Raw genomic sequence first — 21,545 nt, forward strand, 5'->3', positions numbered from 1 at the left:
GTTTAGATTTGAGTTAAAGAAAGATCAATAAATAATTGTTTTTAGTACTTTATGCATCATCTTTATACAATTCTAAATCTTCAAACCAATCTTTACCACTGTTAATATTTCTTTTCATTTTTATAATTTCTTTGATAATAGTATGTCTCCCTGTTTGACTATCCAAACCTGTTAGTTTCCATGGTGTTGTCCAAAACTCTTCAGGTATACCATTTAATAGTCCACTCATATATTTTAAAGGTGAATCTGGTTTTGTAATATCTATTTCATCAGTTGCAAAAACTATTTCGTCAGATAATTTTAAACAAATATATTCTGTTATTGCCTGTATATTAGCTTTTTTGAATAAATTTACATATTTCTCAACATTATTTAATTGAATTTTATATATATCTACTACTGGTCTCCAAATATTATATAAAATATCTAAGGCTAATGTTTTATTTTCATTATTATCTTCTATTAATTCTGGGAAAGTTTTTTGTATAATCTTTAATGAATTTTCAATAGCAACCGTAGAAACTATTTTTTTACCAGTTCTATTATTGACCCAGTCAATAAGTTGATAAAATGGACTTTCGCTATCTGAATTTACGATATCTATTGAAGTTGAAAACTTACCAGCCGAAATTGATGCAGTAGCTAATCTATCTTTTAATGTATTCTCAATTTTATCAAAATTTGAAATTAGTGCTTTTATATTATCTGTTTTAACTTTACTAGCTTTATTATTAATTGTCAAAAACTGAAATGCTCTATTCAATTTATCAATATTAATAAATAAAGAAACAATTACAGGTAAATCTTCATCTACTTCTGCCATACCCTTTAACCTATGCTGTCCATCAATAATATAAGTATTATTTTTTATAGCATCATCAATAATTAATTCCACAATATCACTATCAGTAGTTACCCTCAATATATATCCATCTGACCTATTATCTATTACTTCATCTGCATTATAAAGTTCTTTAACTTCGCTAACTTCATCATCAAAGGCTAAAATAACATTATTTGGAATAATATTGTCTTGATGAGTATTAAAGAATTTTGTAATTTTATCCCATTTTGATTTTTCTAGCATTCGTTGAATACCATTTTTATCTATCTCTATATTGTCTGCATGAGACCAATTATAAACATCTTTTGCAATTGCTACAAAAGATAAGAACACAAAATCACTGTTTTGCCTTTGCTTTATTTTAAAACATTTATAAGTATAAACCATACTCTACTCCTTTAATTTGTTTACTGTTTGAACAATTTTCACAACACATTAATATATTAGTAAAATGAAATGGCTCATCATCTTCTTTTTTATAAAATATTATTTTATCAATATCTAGATCATATAATTTGGTATTACATTCATTACATTTAAATTCTTGTTTATATAAAATAGAAAATTTTATATTTTTAGTTAATTTTGAATTAATTGCCACTTTATTATCACTACTTACCATAAAATCTTCAAAATAACAATCAGCATACGATAATTTATCATCTTTAATTTTATTACAATGTTCACATGCAACTGTAATATTTTCTTTGTTTAATCCTCCACCATACACCCTAGGTAAGATATGCTCTATTTCTAATAAATCTCCAAAATATTCTTCCTTAACTATTTTTGCTTTAATTTCAGTCATTTTAGTCGATGTTTGTTTATCAGTATCTAATTTTCTTCCACAAATATAACAAGAATGTAAAGATTGTTTGGCATGTTTTCTTATTGTATCTTTTATTCTTTGAGAAGGATCAGTTTTTTCATAATTCATACAAATGTGTTTTACTAATATAAATAACTTATTAATATACTCTTCTTCAGTATCTAAAAATTCATTTAATTTAGCTAACAATTTTGACTCATATTTAGTTGACTCTTCACTAAAAGTATCTAAATAATAATACCCTATATTAATTATTCTTGACACTGTATAATCAATTAATCTTTGATGATTTGCATTCATATAAGATTCATCTTTTATTGTTTCTGATTTATTTTTTTTTATAATACTATTGACAATGTAGATTAATTGATATCCATAACTTGTATATTTAGAACTATCGCTATTAATTCTATATTTATACGTATGAGTATGTAATTCACAATAATTGTTCTTTAATTCTGTAACCATTAATATCACTTACATTATTTGTATTTTTTTCTTTAATTGCAAACTTGGCAATTTTTACAAGATATATAATTCTTATAAATCTGAGCAGTGCAGTATTATCACGCCCTCTACTATGGCTAACTACCGTTAATTTCATCATAGATAAATTTTTTCCCTATAAAACTTATATTCTACAGATTTCAACTTAAATTATTCTTTGATTATTTTAATATAATTTGATATTACGAGGAATAATTTCATATTATAATAAGGTGGATTTAATATAATTTAATATTATAAACTTACCAGGAAATATATATGAAAGATTCCATTATAAAATTTACTCAGCGTAAAATAAAAAAGAATTATCGTTCTATTACGGGACACTTCCCAAGTATTAAAAATAATACTTCCATAGGATTTGAATCAAAACTTGAAAAAGCTCATTTTTTATACCTAGAATTTGATAATGAAGTAATATCTTATCAAGAGCAACCGCAAATAGAAATATTTTTTGATGGTAAAAATCAAATTTATAGTGCAGATTGTTATATTAAAAGAGTTAAAAGTTCATCAAAAAAAGACACCATAGTTGAAGTTAAATATACAAGTGAAATAGAAAAAAGAAAAGATTATTTTGAAAAAAGATTTGAATCTGCAAAAGTTTCAGCAAATAAATTAAATTTTGATTTTGAAGTTTATACTGAAAAAAATCATAGTGAAATATATTTAGATAACTTAGACTTCTTGTATAGGTATAAACTATATCCTATAGAAAACAAATATGAAAATCAAATTTTAGAATTAGCAAATAAAAACAAAAAAATATCTGCTTTTGATTTGGCAAATTCAATTTCACAAAATTTAACAGAATATGGACTTACTTCAAATTGTATTTGGGATTTGGTATGTAAAGAAAAATTAAAAAGTAATTTAGAAATAGCAAAACTTAGCATGAATTCATTAGTGGAGCTAAATTATGAGTAATATAATTAAATTCGAAATTGATTCAAAAATATTTTATAAAGATTCAGAATATATAATTAAAGGTTATCCATCATTTGATGAAGTTTTATTAAAAAGAAGTATTGCACCATTTAATGAAAAAATTGTAAAAATTCATGAGTTATTAATTGAACCAAAAAATATAAAAGAAAATAGAAAAACATTAATTGATTTAGAACAAAAAGATTTTGATAAAGCAAATGAGAGATATGAAATTATAAAATCTTTAGTAGATAAAAAAGATAGAACTGCTTCAGATGTTTTAAAAATTGCAAAAAAATATAAAAAAGGAATAGCTACTATTTATAGATGGCTAAATACTTATGAACAATATCGAAGTGTTAGTTCTTTAGCTTCAAAAAGGGAGTTTTGTGGAGCAAAAGGTAAAAGTAGACTAGATAATAATGTTGATACCATAATAAATAGTGTTATAGAAGAGTATTATCTTCATAAACAAAAATACCCTTTGCAAATGATTTATGATGAAATAATTTATAAGTGCAAAAATTTAAGGCTAAAATCTCCTACAAAAAATACAGTAAGAAGTAGAATCAATAATTTACATCCAAAAATCATTGCAAAAAATAGACATGCAATAAGAGTAAATGAATCTAGAGGAATGAGTGGAAGTTTTCCAGAAGTAAAAATACCTTTGGACATTATTCAAATAGATCATACTAAAGTTGATGTTATTTTAGTTGATGACGAGACAAGAAAGCCAATAGGAAGACCATTTATTACAGTTGCTATTGATGTTTATAGTAGAATGATTTTTGGTTTTTATATTTCACTTGAAGCACCAAGTTATTTTAGTGTTGGTCAGTGCTTACTTAATGCAATTTTGCCAAAAGATGATTTTATTAAAAAATATGGAGTAGAAGGAGAATGGGCTGTTTATGGCTTACCAAAGAAAGTTCATATGGATAATGGAAAGGATTTTAGAAGTATAAGTTTACAAAATTTCTGTAAAGAGTATAGGATTGAAGATATCTATAGACCAGTTGCAAGACCTGAATTTGGAGGAGCAATTGAAAGAGTTATTGGGACTTGTATGAAAAAAGTTCATACTTTACCAGGAAGTACATTTTCAAATATTTTTGAAAAAGGAACTTATGATTCTGATGGCAATGCTGCTATGACAATTGATGAATTAGAAAAATGGTACCTAGATTTTGTAATAAATATATATCATAAAACAGAGCATAGCTCTTTAGGAATGACTCCTGAAGAGAAATTCTATCAAGGTTTATATGGTGTTGGTGATGACAAATCAATACCCTTTTTACCAATTGTTCCAGCAGATACTTTAAAGCTTAGAATGGCACTATTACCTATAATTAATAGAACTGTTCAAAAGAATGGAATCACAATTGATTATATTACTTATTTTAGTGAAACCCTTAGAAAATATATAATCCCTACTCAATATAAAAAACTAAAACCTAATTTAGAAAATAATGTAGTTTGTAGAAGAGACCCAAGAGATATTAGTAAAATATATGTTTATGATGAAGATATAAAAGATTATATAACTGTCCCATATGCTGATATAAGAAGACCTCAAATAAATCTATCAGAGTTAAGAGCTGCTATTGCTGAAGCTAGGAGAAAAGTATCTGGAAGAGAGCTAGAACAACATGATATTTTTGAAGCATATGAAAGGTTACACTCTTATGTAGCACAAGCAAAACAAGAAAAAAAATCTATAAGAAGAAAAGAGAGTTCTAAAAAGCATCAAGAAAAAACTTTGCAAAAAGATAAAGAAAGAATTGATTATAAAGAAAATCTGCACTCTTATATTTCTGCAACTCCAAAAAATGAAGAAGATGATAGTGACTATGAAATCTATCCAATAGGCTAATTTATGAATGATAGAAATTTAACACCTGAAACTTTTGAATATTTAAACAAAAGCGATGAAGAAAGAATCTTATATTGTAAAAAAGATCATTGGATTGGTTATGGTGCAGCAGTTAAATTAATAGAAATTTTAGAAGATAAATTTTTAGATCCTCCTCAAATGAGACATGAAGGATTACTCATATATGGAGATTCAAATAATGGAAAAACAGCAATATTAAAAAGAATGTATGAATTGCATAAAACAAAACTTGATTATGTTACAAAAGATGGTGAAGCAATTTATGAAATACCAATAATTTATTTCCAAGCACCTACAATTCCAGATGAAAGTAGACTATATAGTTTAATATTAGAAGAGTTATGCGTTCCACAAAATAGAGTTGATAAAGTTGCAACAAAAGCTTACCTTGCAAAACATCATTTAAATAAATTAGGTACTAGAATGATATTAATTGATGAAATACATAGTTCATTAAGAGGAAATTTAAATAAGCAAAGAACTTTTATTGATGATTTAAAACAGTTAAGCAATAGTTTATCACTAACAATTGTTTTAGCAGGTACAAGAGAAGCGTATTCAGCATTATCAATAGGAAATGAAACAAGTACAAGATTCCCTGCACTTGAGCTTCCTAGATGGAACAATGATAAGAAATTTAGATCATTTGTGGCAACTTATGAGAGATGCTTACCCCTTAAAAAAGCTTCCAATATGGTTGAAAATCCTGAACTTATTAACAAATTATTTTATAATTCTGAAGGCTTAATTGGCAAAACTGTAAATTTATTAAAAAAAGCCTCTATAAAAGCAATCAAATCTAAAAGAGAATATATCACTGTTGATGATATAGAATATTTACCAAAGTTGTAATATGGCAAAGAAAAAAAGAAATAATGCTTGGGTTCAAGACTATTTCTTTTTAATAGTACCAAAACCTTTAGAAGATGAACTTTTAAGCTCTTGGCTTACTAGAGTTGCCATTGAACATAGACGACAACTTTCTATTTTTTTAACTCTTTTTGTGAAAAAAGAAGGGAATCAAATTTCAAGGGTCGATATAGATTTTTTATATGATGAAAAATTATTTGAAGCTTTATCAAATAAAAGTAACTTAGCTAAAGAAGATATTCTTAAAATGTCTTTGCGAAGTGAAGAAGGATATTTGTTTTCATGTAATAATTGTTTATATCCACCTTTACAAATTAGAAAATTGACTGATAAAAGAACACATAATGGTTTGATGTATTGTCCAAAATGTTTAGCTGAAGATAAAATTCCATATTTTAGAAAAAAATGGAGATATCAATTTTATAATGCTTGCCCTAAACATAAAGTTTTTTTAACTGATAGATGTTGGAGATGTTATGAAAAAATTAATTTTGCAAAAATAAAACATTTTAAAGAAATTTGCATCTGCCATAAATGTAAAAAAGATTTTAGAGAAAATCTTGTTATAAAAATAAATTCAAATTTTGAATATGGATTAAAAGCAATTAATTGGTTTGAAAAAGGGCTGAATGACGGATATTTTACTATTAATGATAAAAAAATAAATTCACTATTTGTATTTGAAAGTTTTACTGCATTAAGAAGTTTAGTTGATAGAAAAAATGAATTAAATTTAGAAGATTTCCCATTAATTGAAGAGTATAAAACTATTTGTAAAAAACTTGAAAAATATAATTCAAAAAAAGCCTTATCTATTAAAAAAGAGTTTTTATTAACTTCTTTAGTTTTTTATCTTTTTGAAAAATTTCCAGATAATTTTCAAAAATTTATTGTTGAACATAAATTAACACATAGAGATTTTATCCATGGATTTAGAGATATTTCTTTTTGGTATAAAAAAATGATTGATAAGCTTGTTCCAATGGAAAATAAAATAGGTAGAGAAATAGTTGAAGGTGAAGTTCTTAGAGCAATAAAATATTTAGAAAGTATAGGAGAGAGCGTGAATATTATAAATGTTGCTAAAATTGTTGGTTGCCATGCGAGTATTCATAAAGAATTCAACAAAATTTATAAAAAGTTAAAATTAAACAATTTTTCCTAACAATCCGGCATACCACTTAGCAAGTTGAATTTTATTTAAATTTTTATTTCTCTCATGATTTTTTTTAGTAAATCTGGGATTAGTTTGAGAATATTTTTTTAGTATATTATCAATTCCTATATCTTCTTTAAAATATAGATTTATAAAAAAATCAAAATTACTATTTTGTATTGGTGAGCTAGATACCACTACCCAAGTCGAACAAGCAGAATAAGTATTATTTTCTAATTCCAATAATCCCACATAAGAATTTTCATATTTAAATGTTGCTGTTAGATATTGTCTAGGTCTTTTTTTTATTTTGCATTTTGGATTGATTTTTGTTTCATCATCTTTAAGTGTATATTGAGGTAAATCTTTTTTTTCATTTACATGAAAGTTTTCTATATCAGGACGTTTTTGCAAAAAATTTATATATTGATTAAATACTACAAAGTTATCTATTTCATTTAAAGGTTTAGATTCAAATTCTTTAATAAACTCACTTGAAATAACAACTTTTCTAATAGTTTTATTCCCTTTAGAAGATGACTCAGTTAAACTCTGATGAGTTACATCATTAGTTTGTTGTTCTTTATAAATTTTCAGTAAATCTTCTATAATATCTCTAGGTGAAGATTCTTCATCAACTAAAATATTTTTTAAACTACCACAACTTTTTTTTCTATTCTTTTGATGACTAGTTTTTGTATTCTTTTTGCTTGCATGCGTTATTTTTAATACTTCAGATGTTTCATTAGGAATATCTTTTTCAACTTTTGGAAGATTATCTAAATCTCCTAAATTTAAAATAACTTTATTCTTTTCTATAATTTTTGTTAGTTTTTCAAAACCTATATCTGAATAATCATTTGTAATTTCATGAATAAAGTAATACTTTTCATTTGTTTCTTTATTTGTAACAAGAGAACTTCTTGTATCAATTTGGAATTCTTGTTTTGTTGGGAAATTAAACTTCAAATGCATTTTATATATATCATCATCTAAATTATTTTCTTGCATATATTTTAGATAATTATGAATATAGTTAGATACATTGTCAAACTCTCTTTTTGCAATCTCTTGGCAAGCATATCTATGTATAAAAGCAGCATCTTCATCAGTTTTATATTTTGGTAAAACTATTTTTGCATCAGTTTTATTATCATCACACAAGACATATAGCTCTTCTAATGTAGAATCAAAAACGGCTTCTCTTAATTCTGAAAATCTAAAATAATAGTATATTCCTATAGCAAAGTGAGGGATGACTATTTTAATATCATCTTGTTCTACTAGATAACAATTAATATTCTTTGCATCTGATAAATATTTATAACTCCAACCTAATAAAGTTCCAATACTTTTATCATCTAAAATATCTTTTAATTTTTTTTCATTATTTCTATTAATAAATTTTGTATCAATTTTAAAACTTTTTTCTTCAACAAATTCATTCTTATATTTATCTACTTTTTTACCATTTTGATAATACTCTAAAAATTGATAATGCGAAAACAATAATTCAGGTGATACATTATATTTAAATAATTGTTTTTTAGATATATTTTCTACAACGACTTCATAGTGACTATTACCATATTTATCTTCATTAAGTACTATTTTCAGGGGAAATAAAAATTCAAAAGTATCATCTGGATTATCTTTCATAAACTCTGGAATGATACCTTTCTTAGTTGCCATAGTTAGATTAAACTCTCATTATCACTTTTTATTTTACATATTATCAATTTATATTGAACCATTATCATTTTTTATTGCTTGTGACAAAACATATTCAAATTTAAATGTATAATATCAAGTGCAGCTGGAGTAATACCAGATATTAAACTTGCATTATAAAGTGTTGGTGGTCTGTGTTTTTCTAGCTTCTCTACAACTTCATTTGAAAGTCCTGGAAGTCCTTTATATGAGAATTCATCAGGTATTCTTAGTTTTAACATCTTTTTCATTTTTTCTATTTGTTTTTGTTGTTTTTGAATATATCTATAATATTTTGCTTCGATTATAATTTGTTCTTTTGTGTATTCATCGATATTTGCTAAAGTTGGTACAAGAGTATCAAATTTATGATTGTCAATAGTATTTCTTCCTATCAAATCTATCAATAAAACTTTATCATTTATTTTTTCTTCCCCAATACTATCAAGAAGTTCTAAAGTCTCTTTTTTTGAAGTTATCCAAGTTGAAGCCATAAGCTCGACAGCATCACTTAAAATCTTTCTTTTTTCTTCTACTTTGTCTAGTTGCTCTTTAGAGATTAATCCTAACTCATATCCATACGGGCTTAGTCTTAAATCGGCATTTTCTTCTCTTAAAAGTAGTCTATATTCAGCTCTTGAAGTAAACATTCTATATGGTTCATGAGTTCCTTTTGTTACTAAATCATCGATTAAAACTCCAATATAAGCTTCATCTCTTCGTAAAATAAAAGGCTCTTTTTCATCTATTGATAAACTTGCATTTATACTTGCCATAAGTCCTTGAGCTGCTGCTTCTTCATACCCTGTTGTAGCGTTGATTTGTCCTGCATGATAAAGATTTTTGATTTTTTTAGTTTCAAGTGTGTGTTTTAACTCCGTTGGATCAACATAATCGTACTCAATAGCATATCCATATCTTACAATTCTAGCATTTTCTAAACCACGAACAGAATGAATCATCTTTTTTTGAACTTCAATAGGCAAAGAGCTTGACATACCGTTTATATAGTATTCTGTACACATTGAAGTTTGTGGTTCTAAAAATAGTTGATGTCTATCTCTTTCACTAAATCTTTTTACTTTATCTTCAATACTAGGACAATATCTAGGTCCTAAGCCTTCTATTTGTCCAGTATAAATAGGTGCTCTATGAAAATTTTGTGAGATAATATCATGTGTTCCAAGATTTGTATATGTTACATAACATGGATATTGTGTTGGTTTGAATTTAGTTTTATCTGTTCTAAATGAAAATGGTGCAGGGTTTACATCTCCACCATGCAGGTCCATAACTGAAAAATCTATCGAATTTGCATCTATTCTTGATGGAGTTCCAGTTTTTAGTCTTCCTACATTTAATCCTAACTCTTTTAACTGAATTGAAAGTGTAGAAGATGGCAATTCCCAAGCTCTACCAGCTGAATAAGTATTTTCCCCGATATGAACAAGCCCACGCATAAAAGTTCCTGTTGTAAGAATCACTTTTTTTGCTAAAAACTCCTCTGTTAGTTTTGTTTTTACTCCAAATACTTCATCATTTTTTACTAAAAGTTCAGATACTTCATCTTGATAAATATCTAAATTAGGAGTGTTATGACAAACTTCTCTCATATAAGCACGATATTTATCCATATCAATTTGTGCTCGACTTCCTTGAACAGCAGCACCTTTTGAACCATTTAAAATACGAAATTGTATTCCAGTTGCATCTGTACAAAGTCCCATTTCTCCACCCAAAGCATCTAGCTCTCTTACTAAATGTCCTTTTGCTAAACCTCCAATGGCAGGGTTGCAACTAGCAGCTCCTATTTGTTCAACAAGCATAGTTATCAAAAGTGTTTTTTTACCTAATCTTGCACCAGCAAGTGCTGCTTCTATTCCAGCATGTCCACCACCAACAACGATAATATCGTATTGCATATATTTTCCTTTTTGAAAGACTATTTCGATTTTGTAAAATTAGTTAAAATAAGCTTCTTATAAATTTTTGCAAGATTATATCTAAATTATAAATAAAGCTATTTTAAGTATAATCGAAACTTAAATTTATAATGGAGTTTAAATGAATTTTATAAAATTAAAAGATTTTATGGAGAATTATCAAATTGCTATATACTTTATAATAATCGCAATTGCTATTTTAATCACTTTTGTTGTACCAAATACATCATCTTTTCAAAGTTTGATAAATCCTGCTTTAGCTTTGATGTTATTTGTGACTTTTTTACAAGTTCCTATTTCTGAATTGACTCAAGCATTTAAAAAGATTAGATTTATTTTTGCATTACTTTTTTCAAATTTCATTCTTATTCCACTTCTTGTTTTTGGACTTATACAGTTTTTACCTGATAACCCTTTGCTAAAATTAGGAGTTTTATTTGTTTTATTAACTCCTTGTGTTGATTATGTTGTGACATTTTCACATTTGGGAAAGGCTGATTCAAAACTTCTTTTAGCCTCAACACCTATTTTATTGATAGTTCAGATGTTACTTTTACCAGTTTATTTATCTGTTTTTTTAGGAGAAGAAGCATCAAGTTTAGTAGATATTTCTCCTTTTATTGAAGCTTTTGTTTTTTTGATTTTAGCCCCATTGCTTCTTGCAGGTTTTTTTCAAATATTTTCTAAAAAGAGTGTTTTTATAGAAAAAATTGTAGATATTTTCAATCTTCTTCCAGTTCCATCAACAGCGTTTGTTTTGTTAGTTGTTATTTTGAGTGTTGTTCCACAATTAAGTTCAGTGATAAATGACATATTGTTTATAGTTCCAATTTATATAGCTTTTGCTATTATTGCACCTATTATTGGATTTAGTGTAGGAAAAATTTTCAAGTTTGAAACAAAAGAAAAAAGTGCAATAGCATTTAGTTCAGCAACTAGAAATTCGTTGATTATTTTACCTTTGGCTTTGGCTGTACCAAATGCTTTACCACTACTTCCAGCAGTTATTGTTATGCAAACTTTTGTAGAGTTGATAAGCTCTATAATCTATATTTTTATCTTTAAAAAAATAAATAAAAAAGGTTTTTAAGTGTTTACTGGACTTATAAGAGAATTAGCAAAAGTTGAGAGTTTTTCAAATAATTTTTTAACTTTAAAAGCAAAATATAATCCAAAAATAGGTGATTCTATAGCTATAAATGGAGCTTGTTTAACTGTTGTAAAAGTTTCAAAAGAGAGTTTTACTGTTGAGTTATCTCCTGAATCTCAAAAGATTTTAGCTATGGAAAATTATAAAAATGAAGTTCATATTGAACCTGCTATGATGATGGGTGATAGATTTGAAGGTCATATAGTTCAAGGGCATATTGATTGTATTGGTAATATTACAAAAATTGTACAAAATGGTAATTCGACAGATTTTTTTATAACAATTCCTAAAGATTATTTAAAATATATTATTCCAAAAGGAAGTGTAACTATAGATGGAGTTTCTTTAACAGTAAATGAAGTTTTAAAAGATGGATTTAGGCTTACTATTATACCTCATACAATTGATAATACACTTTTTAAGAGATATAAAGTTGGCTCAAAAGTAAATATAGAAACTGATATGTTTGCAAGATATATCTATAATATGTTTAAAAAAGATGATAAATTAACTTGGAGTGAAGTTGATAAAATTATGGCTAGTTATTAGATTCTTGGATATTTTCTTCTAAAGGCTCTATTGTATCTAGGTGATTTATTTTTTTATAGGTATAGAAATATCTTTTTTTAAGTGGATTTGCATAAGGCTTTATAGTTGCAATCTTCATATCTGGTAACTCTTTGATTTGAGTTACTTTTCCAACTTTTAATCCTTCAAAGAATATATTATCCATTCCAGATGTTATAACTTCATCACCGATATTTATATCGGCCCAAACAGGGATAAATTTTACAAAAAGTTCATCTAATCTATCAGCAGCAGTTACAATACCAGGGCTTTTTTCATTTCCTATAAATACTGCATAAGTACAATCTTTGTTTCCATTTAAAAGACCAATTGATTTACCTTGTTTATTCAGTAAAATTCCAGAAGCATAATTTTCAGATATTAAGCCTAAAATTTTATTATTTTGTTCAGGTTTCTTATCTAACCAAACATTTGTAAAATCGTCAAAATTTATATAAGATAGAACTCTTACTATTTCTATTTTTGAATTAACTTCAGGTAGTTCGACATTATTGATAAACTCTTGAAAATTCTCAATTCTTGCCTTTGCTTCACTATAAAGAATTTTATATTCTTTGAGTTCTAAATTTTCATTTAGAAGGTCTCTTATCATTCTTTCATGTTCAAAATGGTTTGCTATTTTTTCTGATACTGATATATAATTGTTTATATATGCAGTTTTAATTGTAGCAAATATACTAAAATGTTTTGCTAGAAACTTATCTAATTCAAAAAGATAAGCTAATCCAGCAATTAAGAATAAAAAGATAAATAGTATTCGCTTCATTTAAAATTAAGAGTTTTTCATATCTTCAATAACTTTTAAAAGTCCTGGTTCATCAAGAACTTGACTTGTTCCGTAAGCAACAGATAATAAAGGTTCATCTGCTATTTTTACAGGTATTTTTACAATTTCCATTAGATATTTATCCAATCCTCTAATTAAAGCACCACCACCAGTTATGATAATACCATTATCAACAACATCTCCAGCCAAATCTGGTGGCATATTTTCTAAAACACTTCTAATTGCTGATGCAATCTCTTTTAAAGGCTCTTTTATAGCTATTCTTATACCTTCACTTCCAAGTTCAATAGTAGATAAATATCCAGAATGGTCTTTCCCTTTAATTTGAATTTTTAGCTCAGGATCTAGTTTTATAGCTGCTCCAACTTCTATTTTTACAGTTTCAGCAGTTCTCTCACCTATAAATAAGTTATAATTTTGTCTTACATATTCAATAATTGATCTATCGATTTTATCTCCACCAACTTTTACGCTTTTACATAAAACTAATCCACCTAAACTTGTAACCCCAATTTCAGTAGTTCCTCCACCAATATCAACAATAACATGTCCTTCTGGGTCTGATACTGGAATTCCAGCACCAATAGCTGCTGCCATTGGTTCTTCAACTAAAAATACTTCTCTTGCTCCTGCACTCATAGCAGATTCTTCAACAGCTTTTCTTTCAACTTGAGTTATACCATAAGGGATACAAATAATTACTCTTGGACGAATAAACGATTTTCTTGAGTGTGCTTTTTCAATAAAATATCTAATCATTCTTTCAGTCATCTCAAAATCTGCAATAACTCCATCTTGCATTGGTCTTACTGCTTGAATATTAAGAGGTGTTTTACCAAGCATTCTTTTTGCTTCTTGCCCAACTGCCAAAATTTTATCTTTTCCATGTCTATCATTTTGTACTGCTACAACTGAAGGTTCATTTATAATAATACCTTTTCCTCTTACTGATACAATCGTATTTGCAGTACCTAAATCTATTGCCATATCGTTTGAAAAAACGCCAATTAATTTATCTAAAATCATTTTATTTATCCTTTACTCACTATTGGTTCTTCTTTTTTTTGAATAACATTTTTTGTAATAACAATTTTTTTATTTTTATATTTTGGAAGGTCAAACATAATATCTAGCATAATATCTTCTAGTATTGATCGAAGTCCTCTTGCTCCAGTTTTTCTTTTTATTGCAAGTTCAGCAAGTTCTAAAAGGGCATCTTTCTCGAATTCCAAAGTTACATTATCCATTTCAAAAAGTTTTATGTACTGCTTTATAAGAGCATTTTTAGGTTCAGTTAAAATATGTACCATATCTTCTTTTGTGATTTCATTTAAAGTTGCTACCATATGTAATCTTCCAATTAATTCTGGAATAAGACCATATTTTACTAAATCATCAGTTTCAACTTTTGATATAATCTTGTCTTGCTCATCTTTTGATTTTTTATCTTGATTAAATCCTAAAACATTTGAACCTTGTTTTCTTCTAATAATATCTTCAAGTCCATCAAAAGCTCCACCACAAATAAATAAAATATTTGTAGTATCTACTTGTAAAGAGTCTTGTCCTGGGTGTTTTCTTCCACCTTTTGGTGGAACATTTACAACGGCACCTTCAACTATTTTTAGTAAGGCTTGTTGAACACCTTCTCCTGAAACATCTCTTGTGATACTTCTGTTTTCACTCATTCTTGCAATTTTATCTATTTCGTCAATAAAAATAATTCCTCTTTGAGCTTTCTCAATATCTCCAGAAGCTGCTTGAACAAGTCTTGTTACGACATTTTCAACATCATCTCCAACATATCCAGCTTCTGTTAAACTCGTCGCATCAGCAATTGCAAGTGGAACATCGAGATATTTTGAAATTGTTTGAGCAAGTAGTGTTTTCCCACTTCCTGTTGGACCAATTAAAAGGACATTTGATTTATTTAATTCAATATCTCCATTTACTTCATCTTTTCTAAATATTCTTTTATAATGATTGTAAACAGCTACTGAAAGAACTTTTTTTGCTCTATCTTGACCTATTACATATTCATCTAAAATCTTTTTTAGTTCAGCTGGAGTTTTTATTTTAATCTCTATTTTTGCATCTGAATCTTTTTGTGTTGAAGTTGTACCTTCTAATTCAGCATTCATTATTTCACTTGCAGCATTTACACAAGCTTTACAAATACTTGCGTTATCTCCAGTAATTATTGGATTTGTTTTTGTATCTGCTGCTCCACAAAAATCACAAACTATTTTACTCATATTTTATCTTCACTTTTTCTATTAAATGGAATTCCTCGTTTTGTGTTTAAAACAAAACTTGCTAACTCTTTTACATATTTATTTTCGTAATTCTCAAATAAATCACGTGCTACTTCTTGTAGTGGTTTACCAGACTCAAAAAGTTCTCTATATGCATGTTTTATAGCATCAATATCTTCTCTATTTTCAAATCTTCTTCTAAGACCTGTTAAATTTAATCCTCTTAAAACAGCTTTATTTCCTTCAGCTAAACAAAATGGTGGAATATCTTGTGCAACAGCACTTGCTCCTCCAACCATAACTTGAGTACCTAACTTACAAAATTGATGAATTGGAGTCAATCCTCCAACTACAACAAAATTATCGCACTCTACATGTCCTGCTAATGTTGCTCCATTTGCAAAAATACAATTATTACCTATTATACAATCGTGTGCTACATGAACATAACCCATAAATAAATTGTTATCACCGATTTTTGTTATGCTTCCACCACCAGCAGTTCCAGGATTAAATAGAGTAAATTCTCTTATTTTATTATTATCTCCAATTATCAACTCTACATCTTCGTTGTTAAATTTTAAATCTTGAGGAATAGAACCTATTGAAGCATGAGAAAAAATATGATTATTTTTTCCTATCGTAGTTTTTCCTGTAATCAGTGAATGTGAATCTATAATAGTTCCATCACCAATCTTTACATTTTTACCAACAATTGTATAAGCTCCAATAGTTACATTCTCGCCTAAAACTGCACCATCTTCAATGATGGCTGTTTTGTGAATATTATTCATATTTTGACCTAATTATTTATCAACAATCATAGCTTTAAACTCAGCTTCTGCAGTTAATTTCCCATCAACATAAGCTTTGCCTTCTAGCACCATTAGTGTACTTTTCATTTTAACTGCTGTTAGTTCATAATCAAGTCTATCACCTGGTTTTACAGGATTTCTAAACTTTGCTTTGTCAATACTCATAAAGTATATAACTTTTTCTTTCATTTGTTCATCTGTAAGTCCTGAACTTTTAAGAGCTAAAACTCCACCACATTGAGCCATACCTTCAAGTATTAAAACACCAGGATATATTGGGTGTCCAGGAAAATGTCCTTGAAAAGCTGGTTCTGAAATAGAGATATTTTTATAACCTTTTATTGATTTTGCTAATTCCATATCTGTAATTCTATCAACTAAAAGAAGTGGGTATCTATGAGGTAAAATCTCTTGAATTTGTATAATATCAAACATAATTGAATCCTGAGTATTAAATTTACTAAAGTTCAAGATTTTATCTAAAAGTAGTTTAATTTTCTATAACTGAAGCTACATTTTGAGAACTACCATTCTTTAAATATTGCCTTAAAATCTTAGAATTTTCAAAGAATTTATGTTTATCCATACTATTGTAATCACTTAAAAGATTTTCAACAGTAACATCACTTTGTAAAAATTCACTATGAAGTTTTTCTTTTCCCATTTTTTCAAAGAATATATTTGCAAGACCGACAAAATTAAGCTTTACAAAGGTTTTGCCTATAAAAAAATCTAGTTTTTTTGCTATATATGAAAGTGTAAATGGAGTTCCTATTAGTGCTGCTTCAAGTGTTGCGGTTCCACTACAAATAAAAGCATATTCAGCTTGGGATAATGCTTCATGAGCATTTTTTGAAACAGTAAAATTTGAAATATCACCATAAGTTTTTTTTATATAATTATCATCAAATTTTGGTGGAATTACTAAAATATACTCTTTATTTGGGATTTTTTTAATAAGTTCTTTAAAAATTGGCATAAGATTTGTAATTTCTGTTTTTCTACTTCCAGGCATAAAAACAATTTTTGCTGAATTTGAAAGTTCTTGTTTAAACTCTTTAATTTCATCAAGTAAAGGGTGTCCTACATAAGTGATTTTTTCTTTGTCATTGTAAATATCTTTTTCAAATGGTAATATTGAACAAAGTTTCGAGCAAGTTTGTTCCAAAACTTTTACCCTTCCTTTTTTCCAAGCCCAAGCTTGAGGTAGGATATAATAAATAATTTCTTTATTTGGATAAGTTTCTCTTAACTTTTTTGCTAGTGGTAAATTAAATCCTGAACTATCAAGAAGTAAAACTTTATCACAATCTTTTGCTAATTCTACCAATTCATCACGAAGACGAAAGAAAAACCTTATTTTCTTTAATGCATCAACAAATCCCATAATTGCAAGATTTGTTAAATCATAAAGTGGTTTTCCTAACTCTTTATCAAAAACTCCAACAAACTCTACCTCATCACTTAAATATTTTTTTAACTCTTTTAAATGTACATTTGATGATGTTTCCATAGCACTTACTAAAATTTTCATATTATCTCTTCTTTTATATCTTCATAAGTTACAGAATTTATCTCAATTTCATATTTTTCGTCTAATATCTCATCTAAAACTATCAACGAACTTAAATCATATGGATTTTTTAAAATCTCATTTCGTAAGTTTATTTCATCATAAAAATCAATAGGATGATATAAAAGTTCTTTTACATTTTTATATGAAGTTTTTGCTAAATTATTGAATGTTTCAATATTTATAAATTTTATCTCATCACGATTAAAATAGAAAATTCCATCTTTTTGATAATCTATTCTTCCATTTGAACTTTTTTTATTCAAAGTTGAATAAGCAAAAAAATATGAAGGTATTGTCTTTTTCTGAATACTTACTTTTGCATTTAGAAGTCTATAATTTAAGAATCTTTTTTTTATGATTTTGTACTCTTTTTTTTCATCTTCAAGTTTGTTTCTTAGTTTGTATAATTCTAATCTTTCTTCTATTGATTCTGGTAATATTTGATTTGAAATTGGATTAAACATCTCATCCATAATCTTTTTTTGAGCTTCTCTTTGTGCAGTTAAACCAAACAAGCAACCACAATAGTTTTGTCTATAAAGACTATTTTCTTTTACTTTTTCACCTTGAATTTGTCCACCATTCCCACTTCTATAATCTTTAAAAATAAATTCAACACCAGTTTTTTTAGTTAAGTTTTCTCCTATAATTGCTAATTTTTCTTGAGATTTTTTAGGAGATATTAATAAGCTTGTAGTAAATTTATCGTGTCCTAATTCCATTGCTTTTTGAACACTAACATCCAATCTATCATCATAACAAACTGTACATCTGTCACCTTTTTCAGGCAAATGCTCCATTCCTTTTACTTTTTTTAGCCACTCTTCAAGATTGTATGAACCTTCAATTAATGGAATGCCAAGTTTTTTACAAGAGTACTCTACATCTAAATATCTAAGACGATATTCACTATACGGATGAATATTTGGATCGTAAAAATAACCAACTAACTTTTCATTTGGATAATCTTCTTGTATTTTTTCTAAAAAATAGTGGCTATCAACAGCACAGCAAATATGAACTAACAAAATCAAAAACCTTTAAAATATAAAATAAGGTACAATTATAGTTAAAAAATTTTAAACAAAGGATTTATTATCAAAAATTTAATATTTCTAATTATTCCACTATTTTTATTTACTGCTTGTAGCCAAAAAGAGCCACAACTATCTTCAAATAGTGCAACAATTCTTTTTAAAACACCACAAATAAAGTTTCATGATAAAGGTTTTATATATAAATTTAAAGATTATACACAAGTACAAGTTTTTAGTTTTGGAAATGCTATCTTTGATATGAAAATTTATAATGATAAAATATGTAAAAGTACATTTAAATGCCAAGATTTAGATACTTTTAACAAAGAAAATTTAAGTTCAACATATCCAAAAAATTTCTTAAAAGAGTTATTTGATACAGATAAAAAAGAGATAATTCATAGGGATAATGAAAACTCTATTTTGATTAAAATTATTAAAGATTAAAGTTTTTTTCTTTAATCTTTAATGTCTTTTTAATTTTGCATAACCTTTTTTTATAAGCTTCAATAAAGGAGATCTATATGAACTAAATACATATTTTTTTATTTCATAGGCTAATCTTCCTTTTACTGTAAGAATACCGTATATATCTCCAGCAGCGTATTTACCACCAAGAGCGATTAAAATTCCATCTAGCTTGGGATTACATTTTTCTAAAGCTTTCCCTTTAATCATATTTAATACATTTTTTCCAGCATTTATTCCACTATGTCTTGCTATTGTAACGCTTGGTGGCATAAGTTCGCCTTTGTTGTCTCTAATTTCTGCTACATCTCCTGCTGCAAAAATATTTTCATATTTATTGGTTTGCATATATTCATTGACAATAATTTGCCCTTTAGAATTTCTTGCAACATCTATTTCTGCTGAAATAGTTGAAGCTTCGATTCCTCCAGTAAATACTACAAAAGAGTGCTGGATTTTTGTTCCATTTGTTAATGTACAATAATTATCTTCAATTGATTGAAGCTTTGTATTTGTAATGACATTTATTCCCAAATCTTTCAATCTTTTTTGAGAAATGTTGATTAAATCTTGTTTTAATCCAGGTAAAATAGAAGATGAGCTACTAATAATAGAGATTTTTAAGTTATCGCAAGAAAAATTTCCTCTTTTGAAAAACTTAATTGAATAGTAAGCCATTTCAGCAGCTATTTCAACTCCCGAAAGACCAGCACCAACAACAACTATATGTGTGTCTGCACACTGTTTTAATTCATCTCTTATTTTTTCAAATAGCTGTTTTTCAAATCTTTGTTTAAAACTAATAGCTCTGTGAAGTTTTTTAATATCATCTGCATTATCGAGTCCTGAAATAGTAGGTGGAAAGAAAGTTCTTGTTCCTGCTGCTATAATTAAATAATCAAACTCGACTATTTCTTGTTCTTCAGTGTATATTTTTTTATTTTCTCTATCTATTTTTCTAACTTTTAAATTTTTGAAATCTAAATGATTGTGTTCAAATCCTCTGCATAAAGTTGTAAGATCAATAGTAACATCAGCGAAAGTGGAGTTATTTGCTATTAAATCATAAACTTCTGGTTGTAAATTGTGATAAGTATGTTTGTCTAATAAAGTAATTTTAATATTTTTATTTTTAACTAATTCTCTTAATGCATATATACCTGCATACCCACCACCTATAATAACGACTTTTTCCATAAAAGCGACCTTTAAAATTTTTAATACGTAATTCTATACTTAGCCTTTTTAGGATATGATAAAAAGTAACATATTTACACAATAAAAAAATTGAGAGTGTTTATAAATGTTACTTTTAGAAATAATAGGATTTTAAAATGAAATATATAGGTGCTCATGTAAGTGCAAGTGGTGGAGTTTTTAATGCTCCAATAAATGCAACGAAAATTGGTGCAAAGGCTTTTGCACTATTTACAAAAAATCAAAGACAATGGAATGCAAAGGCACTTGATAATAAAACAATAGATTTGTGGTTTAAAGAACTAGAAAAGAGTAAAATTGAAACAAAACATATTTTACCTCATGATAGTTATTTGATAAATTTAGGACATCCTGATATTGAAGCTAGAGAAAAATCTTTACAAAGTTTTATAGATGAAGTTCAAAGATGTGAAATTTTGGATTTAGATAGACTAAATTTTCATCCTGGAAGTCATTTAAGACAGATAAGTGAAGAAGAGTGCTTAGATAATATTTCAGAGTCTATGAATCAAGTTTTGGATAAAACAAGTGGTGTAAAACTAGTACTTGAAAACACTGCAGGTCAAGGAAGTAATCTTGGATATAAATTTGAACATTTAGCTTATATTATTGATAAAATCGAAGATAAAAGCCGTGTTGGAGTATGTATTGATACCTGTCATATGTTTACTGCTGGTTATGATATAAGAACTAAAGAAGCTTATGATAAAACATGGAATGAGTTTGGAAAGATTGTTGGATTTGAGTACCTAAGCGGAATGCATATAAATGATTCAAAACCACCTCTTGGAGCAAAAGTTGATAGACATGATAGCTTAGGAGCTGGGCAAATTGGTTGGGATAGTTTTAAATTTTTGATGAATGATGAAAGAATGGACGATATTCCACTTATTTTAGAAACTATTGATGAAGATATTTGGGCACAAGAGATAGAAACTTTATATAGTTTTGTTAAATAAAGAAAA

Annotated in this window: 20 protein-coding genes; 8 read left to right on the top strand and 12 right to left on the bottom strand. The window is 27.1% G+C overall.

Features of this window, described 5'->3' with window-relative positions; genetic code table 11:
• Positions 1-49: 49 nt before the first annotated feature.
• Together ACNSOS_RS07535 and ACNSOS_RS07540 are read right to left on the bottom strand one after the other, a co-directional pair.
• Positions 50-1,231, bottom strand: coding sequence for a DGQHR domain-containing protein (locus ACNSOS_RS07535; protein WP_418184800.1), 1,182 nt, complete (start codon positions 1,229-1,231; stop codon positions 50-52).
• The gene (locus tag ACNSOS_RS07540; protein ID WP_418184801.1) at positions 1,215-2,141 is read right to left on the bottom strand and encodes an HNH endonuclease; all 927 of its coding nucleotides are present in this window, start codon (positions 2,139-2,141) and stop codon (positions 1,215-1,217) included. Before ACNSOS_RS07540 ends, ACNSOS_RS07535 begins: the two co-directional genes overlap by 17 nt.
• 297 nt (positions 2,142-2,438) lie before the next feature.
• On the opposite strand from ACNSOS_RS07540, the gene ACNSOS_RS07545 reads away from it, so the two are divergent.
• Genes ACNSOS_RS07545 through ACNSOS_RS07560 form a run of 4 tightly spaced genes read left to right on the top strand, consistent with a single transcriptional unit; the run spans position 2,439 to position 7,042 of the window.
• Complete coding sequence (locus tag ACNSOS_RS07545) at positions 2,439-3,107, top strand: Tn7 transposase TnsA N-terminal domain-containing protein (protein WP_418184802.1); 669 nt, start codon at positions 2,439-2,441, stop codon at positions 3,105-3,107.
• Positions 3,100-4,986 (top strand): transposase, encoded by a 1,887-nt coding sequence (locus tag ACNSOS_RS07550; protein WP_418184803.1) that lies wholly within the window; start codon positions 3,100-3,102, stop codon positions 4,984-4,986. The genes ACNSOS_RS07545 and ACNSOS_RS07550 overlap by 8 nt, the downstream gene beginning before the upstream one ends.
• Positions 4,987-4,989: 3 nt before the next feature.
• Positions 4,990-5,859 (top strand): TniB family NTP-binding protein, encoded by an 870-nt coding sequence (locus ACNSOS_RS07555; protein ID WP_418184804.1) that lies wholly within the window; start codon positions 4,990-4,992, stop codon positions 5,857-5,859.
• Position 5,860: 1 nt separating this feature from the next.
• On the top strand, positions 5,861-7,042 hold the full coding sequence (locus ACNSOS_RS07560; protein WP_418184805.1) for a TniQ family protein: 1,182 nt from the start codon (positions 5,861-5,863) through the stop codon (positions 7,040-7,042).
• Here the strand turns inward: ACNSOS_RS07560 and ACNSOS_RS07565 are convergent.
• Positions 7,025-8,725, bottom strand: a complete 1,701-nt coding sequence (locus tag ACNSOS_RS07565) for a hypothetical protein (RefSeq protein WP_418184806.1) — start codon at positions 8,723-8,725, stop codon at positions 7,025-7,027. The two genes, ACNSOS_RS07560 and ACNSOS_RS07565, sit on opposite strands and share 18 nt — an antisense overlap.
• Before the next feature lie 71 nt (positions 8,726-8,796).
• The gene (gene mnmG / locus ACNSOS_RS07570; protein WP_418184807.1) at positions 8,797-10,665 is read right to left on the bottom strand and encodes a tRNA uridine-5-carboxymethylaminomethyl(34) synthesis enzyme MnmG; all 1,869 of its coding nucleotides are present in this window, start codon (positions 10,663-10,665) and stop codon (positions 8,797-8,799) included.
• Positions 10,666-10,807: 142 nt separating this feature from the next.
• Here mnmG and ACNSOS_RS07575 point away from each other — a divergent pair, with 142 nt between their 5' ends.
• Entirely contained in the window at positions 10,808-11,776 is a 969-nt protein-coding gene (locus ACNSOS_RS07575; protein ID WP_418184808.1) for an arsenic resistance protein, read from the top strand.
• A complete protein-coding gene (gene ribE, locus ACNSOS_RS07580; protein WP_418184809.1) occupies positions 11,777-12,385 on the top strand; it encodes a riboflavin synthase in 609 nt (202 codons plus the stop codon).
• On the opposite strand, the gene mreC is transcribed toward ribE, so the two are convergent.
• From mreC to ACNSOS_RS07615, 7 genes are read right to left on the bottom strand one after another with little or no spacing between them, the layout of a single operon-like run.
• The gene (gene mreC / locus ACNSOS_RS07585) at positions 12,375-13,190 is read right to left on the bottom strand and encodes a rod shape-determining protein MreC (RefSeq protein WP_418184810.1); all 816 of its coding nucleotides are present in this window, start codon (positions 13,188-13,190) and stop codon (positions 12,375-12,377) included. The genes ribE and mreC overlap by 11 nt on opposite strands.
• 6 nt (positions 13,191-13,196) lie before the next feature.
• Positions 13,197-14,237, bottom strand: a complete 1,041-nt coding sequence (locus tag ACNSOS_RS07590) for a rod shape-determining protein (RefSeq protein ID WP_113908884.1) — start codon at positions 14,235-14,237, stop codon at positions 13,197-13,199.
• A gap of 5 nt (positions 14,238-14,242) precedes the next feature.
• Complete coding sequence (clpX, locus tag ACNSOS_RS07595; protein ID WP_418184811.1) at positions 14,243-15,466, bottom strand: ATP-dependent Clp protease ATP-binding subunit ClpX; 1,224 nt, start codon at positions 15,464-15,466, stop codon at positions 14,243-14,245.
• Positions 15,463-16,260: an acyl-ACP--UDP-N-acetylglucosamine O-acyltransferase gene (lpxA, locus tag ACNSOS_RS07600; RefSeq protein ID WP_418184812.1), complete on the bottom strand. Its 798-nt coding sequence runs from the start codon at positions 16,258-16,260 to the stop codon at positions 15,463-15,465. The genes clpX and lpxA overlap by 4 nt, the downstream gene beginning before the upstream one ends.
• A 12-nt stretch (positions 16,261-16,272) precedes the next feature.
• Complete coding sequence (gene fabZ / locus ACNSOS_RS07605; protein ID WP_113908881.1) at positions 16,273-16,716, bottom strand: 3-hydroxyacyl-ACP dehydratase FabZ; 444 nt, start codon at positions 16,714-16,716, stop codon at positions 16,273-16,275.
• Between the two features lie 55 nt (positions 16,717-16,771).
• Positions 16,772-17,815 (bottom strand): lipid-A-disaccharide synthase, encoded by a 1,044-nt coding sequence (lpxB, locus tag ACNSOS_RS07610; protein WP_418184813.1) that lies wholly within the window; start codon positions 17,813-17,815, stop codon positions 16,772-16,774.
• Positions 17,812-18,885, bottom strand: a complete 1,074-nt coding sequence (locus ACNSOS_RS07615; RefSeq protein WP_418184814.1) for an epoxyqueuosine reductase QueH — start codon at positions 18,883-18,885, stop codon at positions 17,812-17,814. The genes lpxB and ACNSOS_RS07615 overlap by 4 nt, the downstream gene beginning before the upstream one ends.
• Positions 18,886-19,152: 267 nt before the next feature.
• On the opposite strand from ACNSOS_RS07615, the gene ACNSOS_RS07620 reads away from it, so the two are divergent.
• Positions 19,153-19,341, top strand: a complete 189-nt coding sequence (locus tag ACNSOS_RS07620) for a hypothetical protein (protein WP_235826911.1) — start codon at positions 19,153-19,155, stop codon at positions 19,339-19,341.
• 18 nt (positions 19,342-19,359) lie between these two features.
• Here the strand turns inward: ACNSOS_RS07620 and ACNSOS_RS07625 are convergent, their stop codons facing one another.
• Positions 19,360-20,559 carry an NAD(P)/FAD-dependent oxidoreductase gene (locus ACNSOS_RS07625; RefSeq protein WP_418184815.1) on the bottom strand — a complete coding sequence of 400 codons (1,200 nt, stop codon included), beginning with the start codon at positions 20,557-20,559 and terminating at the stop codon, positions 19,360-19,362.
• Positions 20,560-20,696: 137 nt separating this feature from the next.
• Between ACNSOS_RS07625 and nfo the strand changes: the two genes are divergently transcribed.
• Entirely contained in the window at positions 20,697-21,539 is an 843-nt protein-coding gene (gene nfo, locus ACNSOS_RS07630; RefSeq protein ID WP_418184816.1) for a deoxyribonuclease IV, read from the top strand.
• Positions 21,540-21,545: the final 6 nt, after the last annotated feature.

It is taken from the genome of Aliarcobacter vitoriensis, assembly GCF_048320235.1.
Taxonomy (GTDB): Bacteria; Campylobacterota; Campylobacteria; order Campylobacterales; family Arcobacteraceae; genus Aliarcobacter; species Aliarcobacter vitoriensis.